The following is a 23,475-nucleotide window of genomic DNA, read 5'->3' on the forward strand; positions in this document are numbered from 1 at the left end:
CCCCCCATGGGTATGCTACGGTGCTCCGCGAAGGTACCCCCTAGGGGTATGCGTCGAGCGAAGGAGCAGGGCAATGTCAACCGTCAATCCCCGGCGCTGGTGGGCACTTGTCGTGCTCGCCGCCGCCCAGTTCATGGTCATCATGGACACCTCGATCATCGGCGTGGCGCTCCCCGAGATGCAGAAGGACCTGGGCTTCTCGCAGAGCGAGCTCCAGTGGATCTTCAACGCGTACGTCATCGTCTTCGGCGGCCTGCTGCTCCTCGGCGGCCGCCTCTCCGACCTCGTCGGAGCGCGCCGGATCTTCGTCACCGGCTGGGTGGTGATGATCGCCGGTTCGGTCCTCGCCGCCGCGGCGCAGACCGCCTGGGTCGAGATCGCGGGCCGCGCCGTCCAGGGCGTCGGCGGCGCGCTGATCGCGCCCTCCGCCATGACCCTGTTGATGATGCTCTTCATGCACGACCCGAAGGAGCTCGGCAAGGCGATGGCGCTCTACGGCGCCGCCGCCCCCGCCGGTGGCACCGCGGGCGTCTTCCTCGGTGGTGTCTTCACCGAGTGGATGAGCTGGCAGTGGGTCTTCATCATCTACATCCCGATCGGTCTCGCCACCCTCGCCGCCACCAAGCTCCTCCCGGCCGTCGAGTCCCGCCGCGGCTCCGTCGACGTCCTCGGCGCCGTCGCCGTCACCGCCGGTCTCGCGCTCGCCGTCTTCGCCGTCGTCCGCGCCCCCGAGGTCGGCTGGGGCTCCACCGGTACCGTCCTCCAGCTCGTCGGCGCCGCAGCCCTTCTCGTCCTCTTCTTCGTGATCCAGAAGTCCGTCCGTGAGCCGCTCATGCCGCTCAGCGTGTGGCGGATCCCGCGCCTCGGCTCGGCCAACCTGGCGATGACGCTGCTCGGCGCCGCCTGGATCCCGATGTGGTACTTCCTCAACCTCTACCTGCAGCAGGTCCTCGGCTACGGCGCCTTCGCCTCCGGCGCGGCCCTGCTCCCGATGACCGTCCTTCTGATGATCTTCATGACGGCCATCACCGCCCGCCTCATGGGCCGTTACGGCGCCAAGCCGCTGATCGCAGGCGGTCTGCTCGTCCTGGCGGCCGGGCTCGTCTGGCTGGCGGCCGTCCCGCCGACCGGCACCTTCCTGGTCGACGTCCTGCCCGCCTCGCTGGTCGCCGCGCTCGGCATGTCCCTCGCCTACATCCCGGCGATGATCGCCGCGATGTCCGGCGCCCCGCAGGAGCAGGCAGGTCTCGCCTCCGGCATCGTCAACACCACCTACAACGTCGGCTCCGCCCTCGGCCTCGCCGCGCTGACCGCGCTCGCCATGTCGCGGGGCGCCGACCAGCTCGGCAACCTCCCGGCGCTCACCGACGGCTTCTCCGCCGCCTTCATCGGCGCCGCGGTCGTCGCCGCCGTCGGCGGTGTCGTCACCCTGCTCGTCATGAAGAGCGACAAGGCGCTCGCCGCCGGCGCGGCCGAGTCCGCCCCGCAGGGGGACAAGGTCTCCGCCTGACCCGACGCCGTCTCGCCACCCCCAGGGGCCGTCCGATCTCATCGGGCGGCCCCTTCCCCGTACCGAACGAACGGAAGGACTCGCCATGCGCCACTTCGGCCGTCACCTCAGCACCCGAGCCGTCCACGTCGTCAACGACCCACCCCTGAGCGGCAGTCGGCCCCTGTCCGTGCCGCTCGTCCAGTCCTCGGCCTTCGCCTTCGACTCCGCCGACGCGCTCGCCGACGCCATGGCGGGACCCGACGGGCCGTACGCGTACAGCAGGCGCGGCAACCCCACCGTACGGGCCCTGGAGCAGACCCTCGCCGGCCTTGAGGGCGGGGCCGGGGCGCTCGCCTTCGCGTCGGGCATGGGCGCCGTCAGCGGGGTCCTCCTCGCCCTCCTGCGGCCCGGCGACCGGGTGCTCGCGCAGCGCTGCCTGTACGGCGGGACGTACGCCGTGCTGTCCGACCTCTCCGCGCGGTACGGCATCGAGGTCACGTACATCGACGGCGGCGACGCGGCCGAGGTCGACGCCGCGGCCGCCGAGGGCCGCGTCCCGGGGCTCCTCGTCCTGGAGACCATCGCCAATCCGACCGGTCAGGTCCCCGAGCTGCCCGCGCTCCTCACCGCCGCCCGGCGGCTCGGGATCACTTCCGTCGTCGACAACTCCCTCGCCTCGCCCGTCCTGTGCCGGCCCCTGGAGCTCGGCGCGGACATCGTCGTCCACTCCACCACCAAGTACCTGTCCGGGCACTCCGACGTCCTCGGCGGCGCCGCCGTCTTCGCCGACGAGGGACTGCGCCGCGCGATCTGGCCACGCGTGGTCGAACTGGGCGCCTGCGCCGACCCGTTCGCCGCCTGGCTGACCCTGCGCGGGATCCAGACGCTCCCGCTGCGGATGCGCGAGACCTGCGCCAACGCCGCCGTGCTCGCCGAGCGGTTCGCCGCGCATCCGCTCGTCACGGCCGTCCACTACCCGTGGCTCCCCGGCCATCCCTCGTACGACACCGCCCGGAAGGTGCTCTCCGGGGGCGGTGGGCTGCTCTCGTTCGAGCTGGCCGGCGGCCGGGAGGCGGGCCGTGCCTTCATCGAGGGCGTACGGATCGCCCGGCTCGCGCTCTCCCTCGGCGGGGTCGAGAGCCTCGTCGCCCATCCCGCCTCCACCTCCCATCGCGAGCTGGACGCACGGGCGTTGGCGGCGGCCGGGATAGCACCGGGGCTCGTACGGCTCTCCGTGGGGATCGAGGACGTCGACGACCTGTGGGCCGACTTCGTACGCGTTCTCTCGGACGAACGAGTGCGGAAGTGAGTGTGGTCGAAGCTTCTTTTGGGTTGACAAAATAAACGAGCCATTCGTAAATTGGGTGTTGCCAGGGAACGATCACTCCTAGGTCAAGGGGGGCGCGCGATGCGCTACTTCGAGGACTTCCGGCCCGGCGACGTCCACGAACTGGGCACCGTCACCGTCACGACGGACGAGGTGCTGGAGTTCGGCCGCCGCTTCGACCCGCAGCCCTTCCACACGGACGAGGAGCTCGCGAAGCGCTCCTCGTTCGGCGGCCTGATCGCCAGCGGCTTCCACACCCAGGCGCTCTTCATGCGCCGGTACGTGGACGGACTGCTCGCCTACAGCGCCTGCCTGGGCTCGCCCGGCATCGACGAGGTCCGCTATCTGCGGCCCGTCCGCCCGGGCGACGTGCTCACCGCCCGCGTGGAGATCCTCGGCTCCACCCCGTCGCCGTTCAACCCCGCCACCGGCACCGTCAAGCCGCGGTGCACGCTCGTGGCCGCCGACGGGACGGCCGTGTTCAGCATGATCCTGCACAGCATCTTCCGGCGCCGTCCCGCCGGTACCGAGGCCGCGCGCTCGTCGTCGATGCCCGCGGCCGAGGATCCCGTCGCCTGTGCGCGTGTGAGTGCCTGAGCACGGCCGTCCGCCACCTCTCCCATCCGCGAAGCCATCACACGAAGCCATCACACGAAGGGGGACCTCCTGTGGAGGCCGTATCCCGCACCGCCCAGTGGACCGCCGCCGCGCGTGCCCTGGAGACCGAGCGCGAGGACCGGCTCTTCGCCGATCCCTACGCGCGCACCGTCGCCGACCGGATCGGCTTCGAGCTCCTGGAGCGCTACGCCGGGGCCGGCACCGTGCCGTTCCTCGCCATCCGCACCACCTACCTGGACCGGGCCGTCGTCAAGGCGGTCGAGGAGCGCGGCATCCGCCAGGTCGTGTTCCTCGCCGCCGGCATGGACACCCGCTTCTTCCGGCTGCCCTGGCCCGACGGCGTCACCGTCTACGAACTCGACCGCCCGGCCCTCCTCGACGCCAAGGCGGCCATGCTCGCCGACGAGCCGCTGCCGACCGGACGTACCCGCGTCACCGTCCCCGTCGACCTCACCCAGGACTGGACAGGACCCCTGAAGGAGGCCGGCTGGAAGAGCGACGAGCCCGTCCTGTGGGTGGTCGAGGGCCTGCTGTTCTTCCTGCCCGAGCAGGCCGTACGGACCCTCATCTCGACGCTCTCCGCGCACGCCGCGCCCGGCTCCGTACTGCTCGGCGACGTCATCTCCCGGGCCGCCCTGGACAACCCGCTCTCCCGTCCCTTCCTCAACGCCCTGAAGGAGGACGGCAATCCGTGGCTCTTCGGCACCGAGGAGCCCGAGGCGCTGCTCGCCGACTGCGGCTGGGACGTACGGGAGGTCAGGCAGCCCGGTGAGGAGGGCGCCGACTTCGGCCGCTGGCCGTACCAGGTCCCGGCGCGGACCGTACCGCGCGTGCCGAGGTCCTTCCTCTTCACCTGCGACCTGCCGAACGCGCCCGGCACGACACGAGAGGAGCAGGCCGCATGAGCGCCCACGACTTCCACCAGCAGGTCATCACCGACGCCGGTGCCGCCGTCCGCGGCCTGACCGTCGCCCTCGGCGAACGCCTCGGCCTCTACAAGGCCCTCGCCGCGCACGGCCCGACGACCGCGGCCCGGCTCGCCGCGAGGACCGGCACCAGCGAGCGGTACATCGAGGAGTGGCTGCACGCCCAGCTCTCCGCCGGGTACGTCGAGCGCCACCCGAGCGCCGGCACGTACACGCTCCCCGCCGACCACGTCGCCGTGCTCGCCGACCCGGACGCCGTCACATTTGCCGCCGGGTTCTTCACCGCCCTCAAGGCGCTGTACGCCACCGAGGACCTGCTCGTCGACGCGTACCGCAGCGGCGACGGCGTCGGCTGGGCCGAGCACGACGCGGCCCTCGACACCGGGATGGGCTCCTTCTTCCAGCCCACGTACGAGCACAAGCTCGTCCCCGACTGGCTGCCCGCGCTGCACGGCGTCACCGGGAAGCTCGCGGCCGGCGGGACCGTCGCCGACGTCGGCTGCGGCGTCGGCCACACCACCCTCCTCATCGCCAAGGCGTTCCCCGAGGCCACCGTCCACGGCTTCGACTACTCCGAGGAGGCCGTGTCGATCGCCCGGCAGCTCGCCGAGGAGGCCGGTCTCTCCGACCGGGTCGTCTTCGAGGTCGCCTCCGCCGACGACTACCCGGGCTCCGGCTACGACCTGGTGACCTTCTTCAACGCCCTGCACGACATGGGCGACCCGGTCGCCGCCGCCCAGCACGTCCACAAGTCCCTGGACGGGGACGGCACCTGGATGCTCGTCGAGTCGAACGTCTCGCCCGCCGACATCGACACCCGCACCCCCGCCGCGCGGATGTTCATGGCCCTGTCCGCCGTGATGTGCCTGCCGGTGGCCGTCGCCCAGCGCGGCCCGCACGCGCTCGGCAACCACTCCGGCGAGTCGGCCTTCCGCGCCATCGCCGAGGAGGCGGGCTTCACCCGCTGGCGGCGCGCCACGGAGACCCCCGTCAACGCGGTCTACGAGGTCCGGCCGTAGCACCACCGCCGTACCCGTTCACGCATCCCGACGACAGACATCCGAGGAGTTCCCATGGGCGTGAGCGCCCCCCTGCCCGTCACCGACCGGTTCATGGACGTCCTCGAGCGGCTCAGCTCCCGCTCCATCGAGGAGTACTACAACCCCTACCAGCAGTTCGACTGGCCGGACCGGCTGGAGGAGCGGCAGCTGTGGATGACGCCCGAGCTGCTCACCGTCCACGGCACCCCGTACTACGACGAGCTCGGTGAGGAGACGATCCAGAAGCTGTCGAAGTGGGAGTCGATCAACTTCTACAGCCTCAACGTGCACGGCATCCGCGAGCTGCTCATCGAGGTCGTCGGCCGGATCCACATGCCCGGCTTCGAGGTCCCCTCGGACTTCTTCCACCACTTCATCGGTGAGGAGAACGAACACATGTGGTTCTTCGCCGAGTTCTGCCGACGCTACGGCCACAAGATCTACGGCTCCACCGCCATGCGCGCCGACTCCGCCTGGGAGCCCGAGGTCGAGAACTTCCTCGTCTTCGCCCGCATCCTGTTCTTCGAGGAGCTGGTCGACCACTACAACATGCGGATGGCGCAGGACGACTCCCTCTGCCACACGATCCGCGAGGTCAACCGCATCCACCACCAGGACGAGTCGCGCCACATCGCCTTCGGCCGCGAACTCGTCTCGCTGCTCTTCACCCGGATGCGCGAGTCGGTCCCCGCGGCGCGGGTCGCGGAGGTCGAGGCGTACCTCAAGCGGTACGTCGTCTACAGCGTCAACTCCCTCTACAACCCGCACGTCTACCGCGACGCCGGCATCGCCGACCCGCTGGCCCTGCGCAACGCGCTGGTCGCCGACGAGCGCCGCCGTCCGTACGAGCGCAAGGCCATCCGCAAGCCGCTCGCCTTCTTCCTGAAGACCGGGATCTTCTCCGACGACACCCTGCCCGTCGTCTGAGCGAGGCCCGCGCATCGAGCGACACCCTCACCCGAGAGGTGCACCGACCATGAGCGTGACGACCCCCACGAGCGTCGGGGAGACCAGGGGGCTCCCCTCCCTCGGTCCCGAGGCGACCGCCCTGCTGCGGCTCCTCGACGACACCTTCGAGAGCTGGGGGGTGGCCGCGGGCGCCCGCCCGATGACCATGCCCCCGCTCCTGCCGGCCGCCGACCTGGCCCGGCTCGACTACTACGACAACTTCCCCCACCAGGCCGTCGTCGCCGCCCCGCTCGCCCTGGAGCGCCGCGAGACCTCAGCCTTCTGCGACGACACCGGCTGCTTTCCGTGCGACGCGCTCGAACCCGCCGCGTTCGGACTGCCCTCGGCGTCCTGTTACGCCGTCTACCTCGACCACCAGGGCCGGCAGGTCGCCGACGACACCCTGGTGACCGTCTGTTCCTGGTGTTTCCGCAAGGAGACCCACTACGAGGGCATGCGCCGCCAACTCGGCTTCCGCATGCGGGAGATCGTCGCCATCGGCAGCCGCGAGCACGCCGAGAGCCACCTCTGCGACTTCACCGAGCGGATCCACTCCTTCGCGGGCGCGCTCGACCTGCCGCTGCGCAAGGAGGCCGCCTGCGACCCGTTCTTCGACAAGGGCGGCTCCAAGGCGGTGCTCCAGCGCCTCACCCCGGTGAAGCACGAGTTCCTGTACGAGGACCTCGCGATCGCCTCCGTCAACACGCACCGCAACTTCTTCGGCGACCGCTGCGCGATCACCCTGGAGTCGACCGGCGGCCCGGCCTTCACCAGCTGCGTCGCCTTCGGTCTCGAACGCTGGCTGTCCGCGCTGACCCGCCGCCACGGCGACTGGGCGGCGGCGACCCGGGCCGTCCTCGACGCCCGTACGGCAGCCACAGCACCCGGCGCCGCGGTCGGGCCGGTGAGCTGACGTGCCGGCCCGTCCCGTCGCCCCGCCGGCGGGCGGTCTGGGCTGGGCGAGCCTCGGCATGGACATCGTGTCCGTCACCCGTGTCCGCCGACTGCTCGCCGAGTACGGCGAGACGTTCTTCGAGCGGATGCTCACCCCCGGCGAACTCGCCGACTGCCGTACCTCCACCGGACTCGACGTCCTGAGCCTGTGCGGTCGGATCGCGGCCAAGGAGGCCGCCTTCAAGACCCTGCGGGTCCGGGGCAGGTTCCTGCCCTGGACGGACATCGTCGTACGGCGCTCCGAAGGCGGCTGGCCGCTGGTGGAGCTGCACCGGAGCGCGGCGGAGATGGCCGCCGACTCCGGCATCACCGAGATCACCGTCTCCATCAGCCACGACGTGGACTACGCGGTGGCGGTCGCCGCCCCGATCGTCGCCGCCCCCCTACAGACATGAGGAGAAGCACCATGGCCGACGGCCTGCAGCAGGTGAAGAACTGGATCCTGGACCGGCACCCCGAGCGGTCCGACATCGCCGACGACCTCGACCTGATCGAGAACCGGCTCATCGACTCGCTCTCCTTCGTCGAGTTCGTCTTCCTGCTTGAGCAGCAGTGCGGGAGGGCGATCCAGATGGAGACCCTGGAGGTCGACTCCATCCGCACCCTCGCCGCGATCGAGGAGCACTTCTTCAAGTCCCAGCTGGAGGTGGAGGCATGAGCGGCAGCGGCAGCGGCGGCAGCCGGCGTCTCTTCACCTCGGAGTCGGTGACCGAAGGGCACCCCGACAAGATCGCCGACCGGATCAGCGACACCATCCTCGACGCGCTCCTCGCCGACGACCCGGACGCCCGGGTCGCGGTGGAGACCCTGCTCACCACCGGTCTCGTCCACATCGCGGGCGAGGTGACCACCACCGCGTACGCGCCGATCGCGAAGCTGGTGCGCGAGGCGATCCTCGACATCGGCTACGACTCCTCCATGAAGGGCTTCGACGGCGCCTCCTGCGGGGTCTCGGTCTCCATCGGCGCGCAGTCCCCCGACATCGCGCAGGGCGTGGACACCGGCGGCGCCGGCGACCAGGGCCTGATGTTCGGGTACGCCTGCGACGACACGGCCGAGCTGATGCCGCTGCCGATCGCCCTCGCGCACCGCCTCGCGCGCCGCCTGACGGCGGTCCGCAAGGACGGGACCGTCCCGTACCTGCGCCCCGACGGCAAGACGCAGGTCACCATCGAGTACGACGGCGACCGTCCGGTCCGGCTCGACACGGTCGTCGTCTCCTCCCAGCACGCGGCCGACATCAGCGTCGAGGGCCTGCTGACCCCGGATGTACGGGAGTTCGTGGTCGAGGCCGAGCTGAAGGCGCTCGCGGAGGAGGGCGTCAACCTGGAGTCCGACGGCTACCGGCTCCTGGTGAACCCGACCGGGCGGTTCGAGGTCGGCGGGCCGATGGGCGACGCGGGCCTCACCGGACGCAAGATCATCATCGACACGTACGGCGGCATGGCCCGCCACGGCGGCGGCGCGTTCTCCGGCAAGGACCCGTCGAAGGTGGACCGCAGCGCCGCGTACGCGATGCGCTGGGTCGCCAAGAACGTCGTCGCGGCCGGTCTCGCGCGGCGCTGCGAGGTGCAGGTCGCGTACGCGATCGGCAAGGCGGAGCCCGTCGGCCTGTTCGTGGAGACCTTCGGCACGGGCACGCTCCCGGACCGGGCGATCCAGGACGCGGTCAGCGAGGTCTTCGACCTGCGGCCCGCCGCGATCATCCGCGACCTGGACCTGAAGCGGCCGATCTACGCGTCGACGTCCGCGTACGGCCACTTCGGCCGCGAGCTCCCCGAGTTCACCTGGGAGCGCACGGACCGCGTGGACGCCCTGAGGAAAGCTGCGGCCGCGCCGCAGGAGCGCGGCGGCGTCGAAAGGGAGAGCGGGCGCAGGGCGCGAGGAACGAGCGACCGAGCACGGTCGACCGTCGACGCCGACTCGAGCGCTCCGGAGGCGCACAAGGGCGAAGGGGTGTAGGGCGTGCGGATCGCTGTCACGGGGTCCATCGCGACCGACCATCTGATGACCTTCCCCGGCTGGTTCAGCGAGCAGCTGCTCGCCGACCGGCTGGACCGGGTCTCCCTGTCGTTCCTCGCCGACAACCTGGAGGTCAGACGCGGCGGAGTGGCAGCGAACATCGCCTTCGGGCTCGGTGTCCTCGGCCTTCGCCCGGTCCTGGTGGGCGCGGTCGGCGCCGACTTCGATCCGTACCGGGTCTGGTTGAAGGACCACGGTGTGGACACCGACTCGGTGCGGGTCAGCTCCTCGCTCCACACCGCCCGCTTCGTCTGTACCACCGACCGGGCGCAGAACCAGATCGCCACCTTCTACGCCGGAGCGATGGCCGAGGCCCGCGAGATCGATCTGCGGGAGGTCGTCGCCCGGACCGGGCGTCTGGATCTGGTCCTGGTCTCCCCGGACGACCCCGAGGCGATGCTCCGGCACACCCGCACCTGCCGCGAGCTCGGGATCCCGTTCGCCGCCGACCCGTCGCAGCAGCTGGCGCGGCTCGGCCGGGAGGAGGTGCGGGAACTGGTGGACGGCGCGAGCCGGCTGTTCACCAACGAGTACGAGACGGCGCTGCTCGGCGAGAGGTCGGGCTGGTCGGAGGCGGAGATCCTGCGCCGGGTCGGCGCCTGGGTCACCACGCACGGCGCCGCCGGTGTCCGCATCCACCGCGAGGGCGGGGAGACCCTGTCCGTGCCGGCGGTGGAGGTGCCGGGGGTGGTCGACCCGACCGGGGTCGGCGACGCCTTCCGCGCCGGGTTCCTCGCCGGCACGGCCTGGGGCGTGCCCGAGCGGTGCGCGGCGCAGCTGGGCTGCGCGGTGGCGGCGACCGTCCTCGACTACGTGGGGACGCAGGAGTACCGGCTGCACCGGGAGCCGCTCCTCGACCGGATCAGGACGACGTACGGTCTCGGCTGCACGGCCGAACTCCTGGTCCACCTCAGGGGGTTGTCGTGAGCCGGTCCTTGAGGGACGCGTTCGCGAGCCGGGTCGTGGTGGCCGACGGCGCGATGGGCACCATGCTGCAGGCCGCCGATCCGACGCTGGACGACTTCACGGGTCTGGAGGGCTGCAACGAGATCCTGAACGTGACCCGTCCCGACATCGTCGCGTCCGTCCACGACGCGTACTTCGCCGTCGGCGTGGACTGTGTGGAGACCAACACCTTCGGCGCGAACCTGGCGGCGCTCGCGGAGTACGGCGTCGAGGAGCGGGTCTACGAGCTGTCGGAGGCCGGTGCCAGGATCGCCCGTACCGCCGCCGACGCGCACACGGCCGCCGACGGCCGGCCCCGCTGGGTCCTCGGCTCCATGGGCCCGGGGACGAAGCTGCCGACCCTCGGCCACGTCACGTACGAGCCGCTGCGGGAGGCGTACCGGCAGAACGCCGAGGGGCTCATCAGAGGCGGCGCCGACGCGCTGCTCGTCGAGACCTCGCAGGACCTCCTCCAGACGAAGGCGGCCGTCATCGGCGCTCGCCGGGCCTTGGAGTGGTGCGGGCTCGACCTGCCGCTGATCGTGCAGGTGACGGTGGAGACCACGGGCACGATGCTGCTCGGCTCGGAGATCGGGGCGGCGCTGACCGCCCTGGAGCCGCTCGGCATCGACATGATCGGCCTGAACTGCGCCACGGGCCCGGCCGAGATGACCGAGCACCTGCGGTACCTGTCCCGGCACGCGGGGATCCCCGTCTCCGTGATGCCGAACGCGGGGCTTCCCGTGCTCACCTCCGACGGCGCCCACTATCCGCTCTCGCCGGCCGAACTGGCCGACGCCCAGGAGCGGTTCGTGCGGGAGTACGGCGCGGTGCTCGTCGGCGGGTGCTGCGGTACGACCCCGGAGCATCTGCGCGCGCTCGTCGAGCGGGTCAGGGGCGTGACCGTCCCCGACCGTTCCCCGGTCGCCGACCCCGGCGCCTCCTCGCTCTACGGCCACGTCCCGTTCCGGCAGGACACGGCGTACCTGGCGATCGGGGAGCGGACCAACGCCAACGGTTCGAAGAAGTTCCGCGAGGCGATGCTCGACGGGCGCTGGGACGACTGCGTGGAGATGGCGCGCGACCAGATCCGCGAGGGCGCGCACCTGCTCGACCTGTGTGTGGACTACGTGGGCCGTGACGGTGTCGCCGACATGGCGGAGCTGGCCGGTCGCTTCGCCACCGCCTCCACCCTGCCCATCGTCCTCGACTCCACCGAGGTGGGAGTGCTCCGCGCGGGCCTGGAGAAGCTCGGCGGGCGGGCCGTCGTCAACTCGGTCAACTACGAGGACGGCGACGGGCCCGAGTCGCGGTTCGCGCAGGTCACGGCGCTCGCCAAGGAGCACGGCGCCGCCCTGATGGCCCTGACGATCGACGAAGAGGGCCAGGCGAGGACGGTCGAGGCGAAGCTCGCGGTCGCCGAGCGGATCATCACGGAGCTGACGGAGAAGTGGGGGTTCAGGGAGTCGGATCTGCTCATCGACTGTCTGACGTTCACGATCTGCACCGGCCAGGAGGAGTCCCGGCGCGACGGCATCCACACGATCGAGGCCATCCGCGAGCTCAAGCGCCGGCACCCGGACGTCCAGACGACCCTGGGGCTCTCCAACATCTCCTTCGGCCTGAACCCGGCGGCGCGGATCGTCCTCAACTCGGTCTTCCTCGACGAGTGCGTGAAGGCGGGCCTCGACTCGGCGATCGTGCACGCGTCGAAGATCCTGCCGATCGCCCGCCTGGAGCCCGAGCAGGTCGAGGTCGCGCTCGACCTGATCCACGACCGGCGGCGTGAGGGGTACGACCCGCTGCAACGGCTCCTCGAACTCTTCGAGGGCGCGACGGCGAAGTCCCTGAGGGCGGGGAAGGCCGACGAACTGCTCGCGCTGCCGCTGGAGGAGCGGCTGAAGCGCCGGATCGTGGACGGCGAGAAGAACGGCCTGGAAGCGGACCTGGATGCCGCCCTGGCGGAACGGCCGGCCCTGGAGATCGTCAACGAGGTGCTGCTCGACGGCATGAAGACCGTCGGCGAGCTCTTCGGCTCGGGACAGATGCAGCTGCCGTTCGTGCTGCAGTCGGCCGAGGTCATGAAGACGGCGGTGGCGTATCTCGAACCGCACATGGAGCGGTCCGGCGCCGACGGCAAGGGCACGATCGTGCTCGCGACCGTCCGCGGCGACGTCCACGACATCGGCAAGAACCTCGTCGACATCATCCTCTCCAACAACGGCTACGACGTGGTGAACCTCGGCATCAAGCAGCCCGTCTCCGCGATCCTGGAGGCCGCCGAGCAGTACCGGGCGGACGTCATCGGCATGTCCGGTCTGCTGGTGAAGTCCACGGTGATCATGAAGGAGAACCTGGAGGAGCTGAACGGCCGGGGGCTCGCCCCGAAGTTCCCCGTGATCCTGGGCGGCGCCGCGCTGACCAGGGCGTACGTCGAGCAGGACCTGCACGAGCTGTACGAGGGCGAGGTGCGCTACGCCCGCGACGCCTTCGAGGGCCTGCGGCTGATGGACGCGCTGATGGCGGTCAAGCGGGGCGTGCCCGGGGCCGTACTGCCGGAGCTGAAGCAGCGGCGGGTGCCGAAGCGGGACACGCCGGTCCTGGAGGTGCGCGAGCCCGAGCCGGCCGGCCGCTCGGACGTGGCCGTGGACAACCCAGTACCGGAACCGCCGTTCCTCGGCACGCGCGTCGTCACGGACATCCCGCTCGCCGAGTACGCCCCCTGGCTGGACGAGGCCGCCCTGTTCAAGGGGCAGTGGGGGCTGAAGGACGCCGGGACGATCGAGTCGGAGGGCAGGCCGCGGCTGCGCGGCTGGCTCGACCGGATCGAGCGCGAGGGCCTGACCGAAGCGGCCGTGGTGTACGGCTGGTTCCCCTGTGTGTCCAAAGGCGACGACCTGATCGTCCTGGACGAGGACGGAGGCGAGCGGACCCGCTTCTCCTTCCCCCGCCAACAGCGGGGCCGCCGCCTCTGTCTGGCCGACTGGTTCCGTGCCGAGGACTCGGGCGAGGTGGACGCCGTGGCGCTCCAGATCGTCACGGTCGGCTCGCGGATCGGTGCGGAGACGGCGAAGCTCTTCGCCGCCGACGCCTACCGCGACTACCTCGAACTGCACGGCCTGTCCGTCCAGTTGGCCGAGGCCCTCGCCGAGCACTGGCACGCCCGGGTGCGCGCCGAGTGGGGCATCGGCGGCGCGGACCCGGCGGCCATGGCCGGCATGTTCCGTACGGAGTACCAGGGGTGCCGCTACTCCCTGGGCTATCCCGCCTGCCCCGACCTGGAGGACCGGGCGAAGATCGCCGAGCTGCTGCGTCCGGAGCGGATCGGGGTCGAGCTGTCGGAGGAGTACCAGCTGCACCCGGAGCAGTCGACGGACGCGTTCGTGGTGCACCACCCGGAGGCGAGCTACTTCAACGCGGGCGGCAGGCGCTGACCGCGGTGGCCACAGACCACACCATTGCGCATCGCGATCCCAAGGAGTGTTGTACATGCCTGATTTCAAGGTCGCCGACCTGTCCCTCGCGGAGTTCGGCCGCAAGGAGATCACCCTCGCCGAGCACGAGATGCCCGGTCTGATGGCGATCCGCCGGGAGTACGCGGCCTCCCGGCCGCTGGCCGGGGCGCGGATCACGGGCTCGCTGCACATGACCGTGCAGACGGCGGTGCTGATCGAGACGCTGGTGGCGCTCGGCGCCCGGGTCCGGTGGGTGTCCTGCAACATCTACTCGACCCAGGACCACGCGGCGGCGGCGATCGCGGCGGCGGGGATCCCGGTCTTCGCCTGGAAGGGCGAGACCCTCCAGGAGTACTGGTGGTGCACGGAACAGGCCCTGACCTGGCCGGACGCCGCCGGCCCCAACATGATCCTGGACGACGGCGGTGACGCCACGCTGCTCGTCCACAAGGGCGTGGAGTACCAGAAGGCGGGCGAGGTACCGGACCCGTCGACGGCCGAGAACGACGAACTGCGCGTGGTGCTTGGGCTGTTGAAGAACACGAAGCTCGACTGGACGGCCCTGGCGGCCGGTATTCGCGGCGTGACGGAGGAGACCACGACGGGCGTGCACCGTCTGTACGAGATGCACCGGGCGGGCGCCCTCCTCTTCCCGGCGATCAATGTGAACGACGCCGTGACGAAGTCGAAGTTCGACAACAAGTACGGCTGCCGCCACTCCCTCATCGACGGCATCAACCGCGCCACGGACGTCCTCATCGGCGGCAAGACCGCCGTGGTCTGCGGGTACGGGGACGTCGGCAAGGGGTGCGCGGAGTCGCTGCGCGGCCAGGGCGCCCGCGTCATCGTCACGGAGATCGACCCGATCTGCGCGCTCCAGGCGGCGATGGACGGCTACCAGGTCGCGACGCTCGACGACGTCGTCGAGACGGCCGACATCTTCGTCACCACCACCGGCAACAAGGACGTCGTCATGGCGTCCGACATCGCCCGCATGAAGCACCAGGCGATCGTCGGGAACATCGGTCACTTCGACAACGAGATCGACATGGCGGGTCTCGCCCGCGTCCCTGGGATCGTGAAGGACGAGGTGAAGCCGCAGGTCCACACGTGGACCTTCCCGGACGGCAAGGTCGTGATCGTGCTGTCGGAGGGCCGGCTGCTCAACCTCGGCAACGCGACCGGTCATCCGTCCTTCGTGATGTCGAACTCGTTCGCGGACCAGACCCTGGCCCAGATCGAGCTGTTCACGAAGCCGGAGCAGTACCCGACGGACGTGTACGTGCTGCCGAAGCACCTGGACGAGAAGGTCGCTCGGCTCCACCTGGACGCGCTCGGCGTGAGGCTGACCGAGCTGCGCCCGGAGCAGGCGGCGTACATCGGGGTGCCGAAGGAAGGCCCGTACAAGCCCGACCACTACCGCTACTGATGGCCGGCCCTTCGGATGTGCGCGACCCGTGGCTCCCGGACCGGCTGCTGCGGACGGAACGGGACGCGCTGATGCCGCTGCTGCGGCGGACGCCCGAGCAGCGGTTCGGGCTGCGCACCGCCTGCCCGGGCTGGACCGCCCGGCAGGTGCTCGCGCACTGCGCGGCGGCCCTCGTCCGGATCGTCGAGGGCCGCCTTGAGGAGGGCGTCTTCCTGCCGGAGGCCAACGCTGCCGATGTCGCCGAGCGGGAGCCGTGGCCGCTCGGCAGGGTCCTGGACGAGCTGGAGCGCGGCTTCTCGGAGGCCGGTCCTGTGATCGCGGCGACCGAGGACGGCACGCTGGACGCCGTCGCGCTGGGGGAGTGGGTCCACGCCGGCGACGTACGGGAGGCCTTCGGCGAGCCCGGCGCGTACGGCGGGGCCGCGACCCTGGACCTGGCCCTTCCACTCCTTGCCGCCGCGAGCCGCCGCCGGGAGACCCCCGCGCTCGTCGCCGCCTTCCCGGACCGCCCCGAGCCGCTCGCCCTCGGCGACCCGGCCGCGGGCCGCGGGCCGGCCCGCTACCGGGGGGATGCGGCGACGCTCGTACGGATCTACTCGGGCCGCCCCCTGGTCGGCACGCGGTACGAGCTGACGGGCGCGACCGAACAGGAGCTGCTGATCTACCGGTGACGGCGGCCCTGGCCGGTAGCTCTTTCGGTCCCGTCGCCGTGCGGGGCGCGGGGCGTACTGCTCGACTGAGGAGTACCCCCACCCCCAGGCAGAACGGAGCACCAGCATGGCGGTCATCGTCACCGTCGAGATTCCGGGCGGCACACAGGAGCAGTACGAGCAGGTCAACGCCCAGATCAACGCCGCGCCGTGGTGGCCGCCCGAGGGCTTCATCGCCCACGCGGCGGGGCCGGACGGCAGCGGAGGCTGGCGGGTCGTGGACTTCTGGGAGTCGCGGGAGTCGTTCGTGGCGTTCACGGAGAAGGCCATGCCGATCTTCCAGTCCGTCGGCCTGCCGACGGCCATCCCGAAGGTCCAGGACGCGGTGAACGTCATCACGAGGTAGGGCGCGGGGCTGCGGGCGCCGGGCCGGCGCCGGGGTACGGGTCCGCGGGCGCGGGGCTGCGAGCGGGGTTGCGGGCGGGCCTCCGGGACGGCCGCGAAAATGCGTTGCCGGGCCGGGAGGCCGGACGCCACCCTTCAGCGCATGACTTCCCATCCCGTACCGAGCCCCGTGGCGAGCCCCGTGGCGGACCTGTTCTCCGCCGAAGGACGCCTGAAGGCGATCCCGCGCAAGGCCCCGCGCAGGGCGCAGCTCCTCGCGCACCTGGCCGAGAGCCTCTTCGAGCCGTCGCGCTCGTACACCGAGCGCGAGGTGAACGAAGCGCTGCTCGGCGTCCACGAGGACTTCCCGGCGCTGCGCCGCTACCTCGTGACCGGCGGCGAGCTCTCCCGTACGAGGGACGGCGCCGCCTACAGCAGGACGCCCAAGCGCGACGAGCTGCACCAGCAGCAGCCCGGCTCCCCCGGAGGCGCGATCCCGTCCGTCGCGTGAGCGGCGCGGTGGTGGCCGGCCTGCTGGCCGGCTACGGCATCGCGATCCCGGTCGGCGCAGTGGGCGCCTATCTGGTGGCGGTCACGGCACGCACCGGCTGGCGTACGGGAGCGGCCGCCGCGCTCGGTGTCGCGACGGCGGACGGGGTGTACGCCCTCGTGGCCGTCCTCGGCGGCTCGGCACTCGTACCGCTCCTCGCCCCGGTGACGACCCCGCTGCGGTGGGTCTCGGCCGTGGTCCTCGTGGCCCTCGCAGCGCGTTCGGCGTGGACGGCGGTACGGGCGTACAGGGCGCGGGCGCGGGCGACCCGCGACGGGACTCCGGAGGAGCGGAGACTGACCCCCCTCCGCGCCTACGCCACGTTCCTCGGCATCACGATCCTGAACCCGATGACCGTGATCTACTTCGCCGCCCTGATCCTGGCGACCGGCCCTGAGGGCCCGTCGACGCCCCTGGACCGTACGGTCTTCGTCCTGGCGGCCCTGGTCGCCTCCGCGAGCTGGCAACTGTTCCTGGCCTCCGGCGGCGTCCTCCTCGGCCGAGGCCTGACGGGCCCGAGGGGCCGCCTCACGACGGCGCTCGCGTCGAGCACCCTGATCACGGGCCTGGCGGTCCACCTCGTGAGCTGATCGGATCTCGTCGCCTCGGTGAGCGAGACCGCGGTCCACCTGAGCGAACTCGCCTGACGGCCAACGTGGATTGCCCGCGGGTCTGCCCTTGCGGGCGGCGACAGGCGCCGCCGTGGGCGGTGACGATGCGAGGGCACCCCGTCGAAGGGCGGAGGAGGGAGCGGTGGATGCGCGGGTCGGCTCGGCACGACAAGCACAGGCGGGGGACGGCGCCCGAGGCTGCGCGTGCCGCCCCGGACCGCGCCGAGGCCGTGAGCGGCGGGCCGGGGCTCCTCCAGCCCGGTCGCAGCTCGGACCTGTCGGCGCTGCAGAGCAATTGGGGAAACGCGGCGGTCGCCGCGGCGATCCAGCGCATGGAGGCGCCGCAGGGGCGCAAGCGCAGGGTGTCCCCGTCGGCGGAGCAGCAGGACGGGTCCAAGCACGTGCGGGAGGCCGAGTCCTCTTCCGAGGAACCCGAGTCGTCCTCCATGGAGTCCGAGTCCGAGGAGGAATCCGAGGAGGAGCGGGAGGAGCCGTTCTCGGCGGAGTACGTCGAGCAGCTCGGCACGCAGCAGAGCAGGACCATGGGACTCCTGGAACAGATGGACGAGAAGGGCGCCCCTGAAAGCGCCAAGAGGGTCGCCGAGGACAAGCTGGAGATGATCAGCCTGCTGCGGAACCTCGCCCCCATGCGGTCGGTGGAGACCGTGAACGAGGCCAGGCGGCTCATCGGTGCGAAGCAGGACAGCAACCCGAAGAGGACGTATCTGGCGAGACTCGACGCGCAGCTCGCCTACCTCACCGAGGAGTTCCCGTCCGACGGGCTTCCGACCGTGGAGACCGTCCAAGCCCTGTGGTCCGAGCTGCAGCCCGCGTTCGGCGGCGCCGGCGCCCAGGTGGGTGAGGACGGGTGTGAGGACCGGGCCCACGCGATCTGCCTGGCGCTCGCCGAGGCCTCGCCGGCGCTCGCCGCCCACCACCTCTCGAAGCAGTGGGCCACCTCGTCCGGGGGCCGGCTGCACACCGAGCACCAGTGGAACCACCACGTCGCGGCCTCGGTGACGACCGCGAACGGCGTGCTGGTCATCGACCCCGTCTTCTCCCGCACGGGTCCGCTCGAACTGAGCGACTGGGCCAGGCGCGTCCAGGTCGACGTGGACCAGGACGTCCATCAGACCGCCTGGGGGTTCCTGGGCAAGCCGGGCCCTGACAACCGTCCGGACGCCAACAGCGCCGTGGGGTACGTGGGCGGGGCCTGATCCCCGTCGCTCACCGCCTCGGCGCGCGCGACGCCAGCAGGAGCGCGCCGCCGAGGGCGAGCGCCCCGGCCGCTCCCGCCGCCATGACGCCGCCCCGGGAGCGCCAGGACATGACCGACCAGCACGACTGGGCGGACAGTAGGGACCCGAGGCTCAGCCAGGAGCCGACGGAGGCCGCGGAGCCGGCCGACCCGATGGAGCCGACGGAGAGCACCGACCCGACGGAACCGACGGACAGGACGGATCCCACCGAGCCGATGGAGAGCACGGAGTCCCGGGACCAGAGGGAGAGAGCGGCGGTCATGGTCCGATCGTAGGCGCGGAGGGGCCTCGGGGCCCTGTCGGCGGGGCGCACGGACGTGGCCCCGCCCTCGGGTCGACCCCGAGGGGCCGCGCCCGCGTTGTGTCCTGCATGCTCACCTCGGTGGGTCCTCGCCCGTGAGCCCGTCGACGGATTCACGGATGAGGTCGGCGTGACCGGCGTGGCGGGCGTACTCCTCGATGAGGTCCAGGAGGATGCGGCGGAGGTTGGGGCGTTCGCCGCTACGGGTGGTGTAGGCGCCGAGTTGGTCCAGCCCGCCCGTACTGAGCGCCTCGTCGACGACGGCACGGGAGCGGGCGACCGATTCCTGCCAGAGAGCGCGCAGCTGCTCGGGGGTGTCGTCGGCGGCGGAGCGGTAGTCCCAGTCGGGATTGCTGTCCCAGTCGACGGCATCCCAGGGAGCACCGACGGGGGAGTCGAGCCACAACCGGGCGAAGTGACTGTCTTCCACGTGCGCCAGGTGCTTGAGGAGGCCGCCCAGAGTGATGGTGGACGTGCCGAGTGTGGCGCGAAGGCCGGGGGCGTCCAGGCCGGAGCACTTCCAGGCAAGGGTGGCCCGCTGACGTTCGAGGGCGCCGAGGATCGCTGCGGCCTCGGTGCCGGCGAGCGGAGGTTCCGGCCACGTTGCGGTCTGGCTCTCAGTCATGGCCGCAGACCCTAGCGAACGGAGCTGACAGCGCAGCCGACGGGTGAACCGCAACGAACCGCTCACTCTCCCGCCCGCCGTTCGTCCGAACGGGTCGGGTCGGCGGGGTCACGGCGTGTCGGGGGTGAGGGGGGAGCGCCGGAAATGAATATGTGTTTGTCATATTTAGCGCTCTATGTCGGCTCTGCCCCTCAGGAGGTCGCCGCATGCCGCCCAGAATCCGTCGGTGCGTCGGCTCGCTCGTCGCTCTCCTGCTGATGCTGGCCGGGGTGACCGCCCTCGGCGTGACGCCGGCCCAGGCCGCGACCGAACAGATCACCGTCAGTCTGTACCGGGTCGTCGAGCTGTCGTGCGACGAAGGCCCCGGAGAGGCGTGCGGGAACGACTACTACCCGAAGTTCGAGATCGACCATCAGGGGCTGTACGACGGCAAGGACGACTACTGCTGCGCCCACGGGGACGACATCCGGACCAACTGGGTGCACAGGAAGACCGTGGACACGACGCGCAGCCCCGTCGACATCCACATCGAGCTGTGGGACCAGGACGACATCGGTGAGGACGACATCATCAACTGGGTCAGGGGTCAGGACGATCTCGACCTGAAGTTCGACCTCGACACCTGCGTCTTCACCGGCGGAGGGCTGACCACGCAACAGGGGGCCGGCGTCCCCTCCCTCGCCGGCGAGAGCGAGACGAACGGCGAGGACTCGGCCCGGGGGTACTTCACCATCACCACCCCGTCCTGCCTCGAACGGACGGGCCGGAACGACAGCGACGGCGACAGCATCACGGACGCCTGGGAAACCCCCGGCAGGGGTCTCGACCACAACGGCGACGGCAGGGTCGACCTCCCGCTGGGCGACGCCCCTTACGGCGCGCTCCCCTACCGCAAGGACCTGTTCGTCGAGGTCGACCACATGGGCGGCAACAGGCCTCAGCGCGGAGCCGTCGACGACGTGGTCCAGGCGTTCGCGAACGCGCCGGTCGATCCGTATCCCGATCCGTCCGCTCCCGCGCGGACGCTGTACCGGGGGATCAACCTCCACGCGATGGAGGACGAAGCCGTGCCGACGGTGGCCGAGATCCTGTTCGAGGGCAACGGACCCGGCACCCAGGACGACTTCAACGACCTCAAGAACGGGAACCCGGTCGTGCAGCTGCCCGGCGCCTGCTCCGGGCACTTGGGGACGGCTGCCGACCGGTCCGCCGCGAACTGCGTGGACATCCTCAACGCCAAGCGGCTGCTGTTCCGCTACATGATCTTCGGTGAGAGCTACGCCGAGAACCCCGGCTCGTCGGGCGTCGCCGAGTGGACCGACGACGGTCCCCAGGGCGGCAACGACTTCATGGTGACGCTCGGCACGTGGAGCGCCAACGGCATCAGGAACGCGGGTGGACGACGGAACGCCGAAGCGGGCACGTTCATGCACGAACTCGGGCACGTGCTGAGCCTGGGCCACGGTGGCGACGACACCACCAACTGCAAGCCCAACTACCTCAGCGTGATGAACTACAACCTCCAGTTCGCCAACAAGGACACCTCGCGGCCCCTGGACTACACCAGCGCGGCCCGGGGCACCGCCCTCGGCATCGCCCCCGGAACCCGACTCGACGAATCAGGCCTCGACGAGAACCACGGGGTCCACGGGACCCCCGCGCCCGCCCGCAACACCGTCTACGGCGTCAACGGCAAGTTCCGGGTCGCCCCCGCCACGAACGGCCCCCTCGACTGGAACGGAACCGGTGGCGACAGGGAGACCGGTGTGGTCGCCGACATCAACCACATCTCGCCCTCCTGCCCCGGCACCAGCCCCGGCGAGCTCCTGGACGGCTTCGACGACTGGGCGCACATCCAGTACAACCCCCGCCTGAACGTGCAGTTCTTCGGCGACGGCGACCGCGGGGAGCTGCCGGAGGAGCTGACCCTGACGCAGGTCCTGGCCATGTCCCAGAAGGCCGACCTGAAGATCGCCAAGTCGGCCGACCGTACCGAGGCGGCCGGCGGCGACACCGTGACGTACACGACCACCGTCACCGACCTCGGGCCCGGCACCGCCACCGCCGTGAACGTCACCGACACGCTGCCGGACGGCACCACGCAGCAGCGGGCGCTGCCCGACCTGGCCAACGGTGCGAGCACCACCGTCACGCCCGCCTTCACCTACGAGGTGCCGTGCGACATCGCGGACGGTACGGTCCTCACCAACCGCGTCACGGTCACCGGCACCGACACCGAGGGCGTGCCCGACCCGTACACGGACGACAACACCGCGCGGGCCACGACCACGGTGCGCGCCCCTGTGCTGACGGTGGACAAGGCGGGGCCCGCGACGGCCGCGGCCGGTGAGGCGCTCACGTACACGCTCACGTACGAGAACACCGGCAGCGGCGCCGCGTCCGGTGTCACCGTCACCGACACGCTGCCGGCCGGCCTCCACTACAGCCCGGAGCTCGACAGCGGCAGCGGACCGAAGCCGAGCACGGTCACGACCAACGCCGACGGCTCCCGCACGCTCGTCTGGAACGTCGGCGACCTGCCCGGCCGTTCCGGCGCCCAGAAGATCGTCTTCAGCGCCCGGTCGTCGCTCCTGGCCCCCTCGGGTACGGCGTACACGGACACGGTGTCCGTGAGCTACGGAAACGCGGGCGGGGCCTGCGTCTTCACCCCGGTCACGGCCTCGGCCCGGACGACGGTCACGGCCGAGCCGCCGACGCGGAACCCGTTGCCGTACGAGTTCTGGCAGGCCCACCCGAGGATGTGGACCGCCGAGCTGCTGGCGCGGGTCCAGGCCACCGACCAGCGTTACGACACCGACCGGGACGGGGTCCTGTCGGTCGCGGAGATCCGGGCGGCGTTCGCGGAGGACATGCCGCGGGGGAGCGAGCTGAGGAAGCAACTCCTGGCCACCTACCTCAACCTGGCCGAGCGGCGGATCAACGCCGACACGGTCATCAGCCCGAAGCCGGCCCACGACCCCGTGTTCGGCACCGTGCGGGCCGCGGCCCTCTACGCGCAGGAGACCCTGGCGCTGCCGGCGGACGCGACGGACCCGCCGCGCTACCGGGACATCGTGCACGTCCTGCTCGGCATCAACACCAATGTGATCGAGGTGTACTGAGGGAGTGGCAGGGAGCGGCAGGGGGCGGTCGCGCTCAGTCGATGTGGACGATCTGGAAGGCCTCCGCCATCCGGCCCGGCGGCAGGCCCCCGGCCGTGGCGTGTTCGGCCAGCCAGGTGCGCAACAGGCCCGCCAGGTCGTCGAAGTGGGCCGTCTGGGAGGTGTGGATGCGCAGCGCCTCCACCTTGCGGTCGAAGACCGTGGTGACGTCGACGTACTGATTGGGCGTCGGGCCCGTCATCAGCCACAGCTCGTGGACGGTCCACGGCTCCAGGCCCTCCTCCTTGAGGAGGGAGGGGTGCGCGAAGGGGTTGCGGGCCTCCGGGTAGATCGCGCGGAGGCCCGCGTCGCCGACCGCGCGGTGGTCGGGGTGGAGGTCCGCCGCGCGGGCCCAGTTGATCTCGGGGGAGGGGATGATCGCCCGCTGCGGGCGCACCTCGCGGATGACCCGGCACAGGTCACGGCGGAGCTCCACGCTCGGCTCCACGAAGCTGTCGGGGTAGCCGAGGAAGCGGACGTCCGCGACGCCGCTGAGCTTCGCGGAGTGGACCTGTTCGGCGCGGCGCAGGTCCGCCATCGCCTGGCGCGGGAGCCGTGCGTCGTAACCGCCCGCGTCGCCGTCCGTGACGATGCAGTACGTGACGCGGGTGCCGCGCTCGATCCACCGCATGACCGTGCCGCTGACGCAGAACTCGATGTCGTCCGGGTGCGCGGCGACCACCAGCAGGGACTCGGGGGGTGTGCGGTTGAAGTCCTCCATGGGGTCAGCGTGTTGGTGGTGACAGGGGCGTCGCAAGGCCATGCCGTGGCGTGAACC

General features: G+C 71.2%; 21 protein-coding genes and 1 pseudogene. 19 read left to right on the forward strand and 3 right to left on the reverse strand.

Annotated features, from left to right (window positions below; translation table 11 throughout):
* Positions 1-73: 73 nt before the first annotated feature.
* The 18 genes and pseudogenes from ACGFYP_RS15895 (at position 74) to ACGFYP_RS15980 (ending at position 18,568) form a co-directional block, all read left to right on the forward strand.
* Positions 74-1,510, forward strand: a complete 1,437-nt coding sequence (locus ACGFYP_RS15895) for an MFS transporter (RefSeq protein WP_393492849.1) — start codon at positions 74-76, stop codon at positions 1,508-1,510.
* Between the two features lie 85 nt (positions 1,511-1,595).
* Positions 1,596-2,801 carry a trans-sulfuration enzyme family protein gene (locus ACGFYP_RS15900; protein WP_393492852.1) on the forward strand — a complete coding sequence of 402 codons (1,206 nt, stop codon included), beginning with the start codon at positions 1,596-1,598 and terminating at the stop codon, positions 2,799-2,801.
* Between the two features lie 99 nt (positions 2,802-2,900).
* Positions 2,901-3,416: a MaoC family dehydratase gene (locus tag ACGFYP_RS15905; RefSeq protein ID WP_393492855.1), complete on the forward strand. Its 516-nt coding sequence runs from the start codon at positions 2,901-2,903 to the stop codon at positions 3,414-3,416.
* Between the two features lie 71 nt (positions 3,417-3,487).
* A complete protein-coding gene (locus ACGFYP_RS15910; protein ID WP_393492858.1) occupies positions 3,488-4,342 on the forward strand; it encodes a class I SAM-dependent methyltransferase in 855 nt (284 codons plus the stop codon).
* Positions 4,339-5,382 (forward strand): class I SAM-dependent methyltransferase, encoded by a 1,044-nt coding sequence (locus tag ACGFYP_RS15915; RefSeq protein WP_393492861.1) that lies wholly within the window; start codon positions 4,339-4,341, stop codon positions 5,380-5,382. The genes ACGFYP_RS15910 and ACGFYP_RS15915 overlap by 4 nt, the downstream gene beginning before the upstream one ends.
* 54 nt (positions 5,383-5,436) lie before the next feature.
* Positions 5,437-6,330 (forward strand): diiron oxygenase, encoded by an 894-nt coding sequence (locus ACGFYP_RS15920; protein ID WP_393492864.1) that lies wholly within the window; start codon positions 5,437-5,439, stop codon positions 6,328-6,330.
* A 49-nt stretch (positions 6,331-6,379) separates the two neighbouring features.
* Positions 6,380-7,264, forward strand: coding sequence for a hypothetical protein (locus ACGFYP_RS15925; RefSeq protein ID WP_393492867.1), 885 nt, complete (start codon positions 6,380-6,382; stop codon positions 7,262-7,264).
* Position 7,265: 1 nt separating this feature from the next.
* The gene (acpS, locus tag ACGFYP_RS15930; protein WP_393492870.1) at positions 7,266-7,700 is read left to right on the forward strand and encodes a holo-ACP synthase; all 435 of its coding nucleotides are present in this window, start codon (positions 7,266-7,268) and stop codon (positions 7,698-7,700) included.
* Between the two features lie 11 nt (positions 7,701-7,711).
* On the forward strand, positions 7,712-7,963 hold the full coding sequence (locus tag ACGFYP_RS15935) for a phosphopantetheine-binding protein (protein WP_361960569.1): 252 nt from the start codon (positions 7,712-7,714) through the stop codon (positions 7,961-7,963).
* Positions 7,960-9,135, forward strand: a pseudogene (gene metK, locus ACGFYP_RS15940) (methionine adenosyltransferase); the annotation flags it as partial. The gene ACGFYP_RS15935 and the pseudogene metK, both read left to right, overlap by 4 nt.
* Positions 9,136-9,270: 135 nt before the next feature.
* Positions 9,271-10,254, forward strand: a complete 984-nt coding sequence (locus ACGFYP_RS15945; protein WP_393492874.1) for a carbohydrate kinase family protein — start codon at positions 9,271-9,273, stop codon at positions 10,252-10,254.
* Positions 10,251-13,706, forward strand: a complete 3,456-nt coding sequence (metH, locus tag ACGFYP_RS15950; protein ID WP_393492877.1) for a methionine synthase — start codon at positions 10,251-10,253, stop codon at positions 13,704-13,706. The genes ACGFYP_RS15945 and metH overlap by 4 nt, the downstream gene beginning before the upstream one ends.
* 55 nt (positions 13,707-13,761) lie before the next feature.
* Positions 13,762-15,156 carry an adenosylhomocysteinase gene (gene ahcY / locus ACGFYP_RS15955; protein ID WP_393492880.1) on the forward strand — a complete coding sequence of 465 codons (1,395 nt, stop codon included), beginning with the start codon at positions 13,762-13,764 and terminating at the stop codon, positions 15,154-15,156.
* Positions 15,156-15,827, forward strand: a complete 672-nt coding sequence (locus tag ACGFYP_RS15960; protein WP_393492883.1) for a maleylpyruvate isomerase family mycothiol-dependent enzyme — start codon at positions 15,156-15,158, stop codon at positions 15,825-15,827. The genes ahcY and ACGFYP_RS15960 overlap by 1 nt, the downstream gene beginning before the upstream one ends.
* Positions 15,828-15,933: 106 nt before the next feature.
* Complete coding sequence (locus tag ACGFYP_RS15965) at positions 15,934-16,212, forward strand: hypothetical protein (RefSeq protein ID WP_361960579.1); 279 nt, start codon at positions 15,934-15,936, stop codon at positions 16,210-16,212.
* A gap of 141 nt (positions 16,213-16,353) precedes the next feature.
* Complete coding sequence (locus ACGFYP_RS15970) at positions 16,354-16,701, forward strand: DUF2087 domain-containing protein (RefSeq protein ID WP_393492887.1); 348 nt, start codon at positions 16,354-16,356, stop codon at positions 16,699-16,701.
* Entirely contained in the window at positions 16,698-17,330 is a 633-nt protein-coding gene (locus tag ACGFYP_RS15975) for a LysE/ArgO family amino acid transporter (RefSeq protein ID WP_393492890.1), read from the forward strand. The genes ACGFYP_RS15970 and ACGFYP_RS15975 overlap by 4 nt, the downstream gene beginning before the upstream one ends.
* Positions 17,331-17,497: 167 nt before the next feature.
* Positions 17,498-18,568 carry a protein-glutamine glutaminase family protein gene (locus ACGFYP_RS15980; protein ID WP_393492893.1) on the forward strand — a complete coding sequence of 357 codons (1,071 nt, stop codon included), beginning with the start codon at positions 17,498-17,500 and terminating at the stop codon, positions 18,566-18,568.
* Positions 18,569-18,578: 10 nt separating this feature from the next.
* On the opposite strand, the gene ACGFYP_RS15985 is transcribed toward ACGFYP_RS15980, so the two are convergent.
* A complete protein-coding gene (locus ACGFYP_RS15985; protein WP_393492895.1) occupies positions 18,579-18,872 on the reverse strand; it encodes a hypothetical protein in 294 nt (97 codons plus the stop codon).
* 112 nt (positions 18,873-18,984) lie between these two features.
* Positions 18,985-19,536, reverse strand: a complete 552-nt coding sequence (locus tag ACGFYP_RS15990; RefSeq protein WP_393492898.1) for a DinB family protein — start codon at positions 19,534-19,536, stop codon at positions 18,985-18,987.
* A 206-nt stretch (positions 19,537-19,742) separates the two neighbouring features.
* Here ACGFYP_RS15990 and ACGFYP_RS15995 point away from each other — a divergent pair, with 206 nt between their 5' ends.
* On the forward strand, positions 19,743-22,658 hold the full coding sequence (locus ACGFYP_RS15995; RefSeq protein WP_393492901.1) for a CARDB domain-containing protein: 2,916 nt from the start codon (positions 19,743-19,745) through the stop codon (positions 22,656-22,658).
* Between the two features lie 34 nt (positions 22,659-22,692).
* On the opposite strand, the gene ACGFYP_RS16000 is transcribed toward ACGFYP_RS15995, so the two are convergent.
* Complete coding sequence (locus ACGFYP_RS16000; protein ID WP_393492906.1) at positions 22,693-23,418, reverse strand: PIG-L deacetylase family protein; 726 nt, start codon at positions 23,416-23,418, stop codon at positions 22,693-22,695.
* Between the last annotated feature and the right edge of the window lie 57 nt (positions 23,419-23,475).

It is taken from the genome of Streptomyces sp. NPDC048370 (genome assembly GCF_043200825.1).
Taxonomy (GTDB): Bacteria; Actinomycetota; Actinomycetes; order Streptomycetales; family Streptomycetaceae; genus Streptomyces.

Excerpts from the sequence above, each read along its gene's own strand:
- ACGFYP_RS15980 (WP_393492893.1), top strand. The coding sequence starts at position 17,498 with ATGCGCGGGTCGGCTCGGCACGACAAGCACAGGCGGGGGACGGCGCCC.
- ACGFYP_RS15935 (WP_361960569.1), top strand. The coding sequence starts at position 7,712 with ATGGCCGACGGCCTGCAGCAGGTGAAGAACTGGATCCTGGACCGGCAC.
- ACGFYP_RS15895 (WP_393492849.1), top strand. The coding sequence starts at position 74 with ATGTCAACCGTCAATCCCCGGCGCTGGTGGGCACTTGTCGTGCTCGCC.
- ACGFYP_RS15990 (WP_393492898.1), bottom strand. The coding sequence starts at position 19,536 with ATGACTGAGAGCCAGACCGCAACGTGGCCGGAACCTCCGCTCGCCGGC.
- ACGFYP_RS15905 (WP_393492855.1), top strand. The coding sequence starts at position 2,901 with ATGCGCTACTTCGAGGACTTCCGGCCCGGCGACGTCCACGAACTGGGC.
- ACGFYP_RS15965 (WP_361960579.1), top strand. The coding sequence starts at position 15,934 with ATGGCGGTCATCGTCACCGTCGAGATTCCGGGCGGCACACAGGAGCAG.
- ahcY (WP_393492880.1), top strand. The coding sequence starts at position 13,762 with ATGCCTGATTTCAAGGTCGCCGACCTGTCCCTCGCGGAGTTCGGCCGC.
- ACGFYP_RS15925 (WP_393492867.1), top strand. The coding sequence starts at position 6,380 with ATGAGCGTGACGACCCCCACGAGCGTCGGGGAGACCAGGGGGCTCCCC.
- ACGFYP_RS15900 (WP_393492852.1), top strand. The coding sequence starts at position 1,596 with ATGCGCCACTTCGGCCGTCACCTCAGCACCCGAGCCGTCCACGTCGTC.
- ACGFYP_RS15915 (WP_393492861.1), top strand. The coding sequence starts at position 4,339 with ATGAGCGCCCACGACTTCCACCAGCAGGTCATCACCGACGCCGGTGCC.
- ACGFYP_RS15920 (WP_393492864.1), top strand. The coding sequence starts at position 5,437 with ATGGGCGTGAGCGCCCCCCTGCCCGTCACCGACCGGTTCATGGACGTC.
- ACGFYP_RS16000 (WP_393492906.1), bottom strand. The coding sequence starts at position 23,418 with ATGGAGGACTTCAACCGCACACCCCCCGAGTCCCTGCTGGTGGTCGCC.
- ACGFYP_RS15985 (WP_393492895.1), bottom strand. The coding sequence starts at position 18,872 with ATGACCGCCGCTCTCTCCCTCTGGTCCCGGGACTCCGTGCTCTCCATC.
- ACGFYP_RS15960 (WP_393492883.1), top strand. The coding sequence starts at position 15,156 with ATGGCCGGCCCTTCGGATGTGCGCGACCCGTGGCTCCCGGACCGGCTG.
- ACGFYP_RS15995 (WP_393492901.1), top strand. The coding sequence starts at position 19,743 with ATGCCGCCCAGAATCCGTCGGTGCGTCGGCTCGCTCGTCGCTCTCCTG.
- ACGFYP_RS15970 (WP_393492887.1), top strand. The coding sequence starts at position 16,354 with ATGACTTCCCATCCCGTACCGAGCCCCGTGGCGAGCCCCGTGGCGGAC.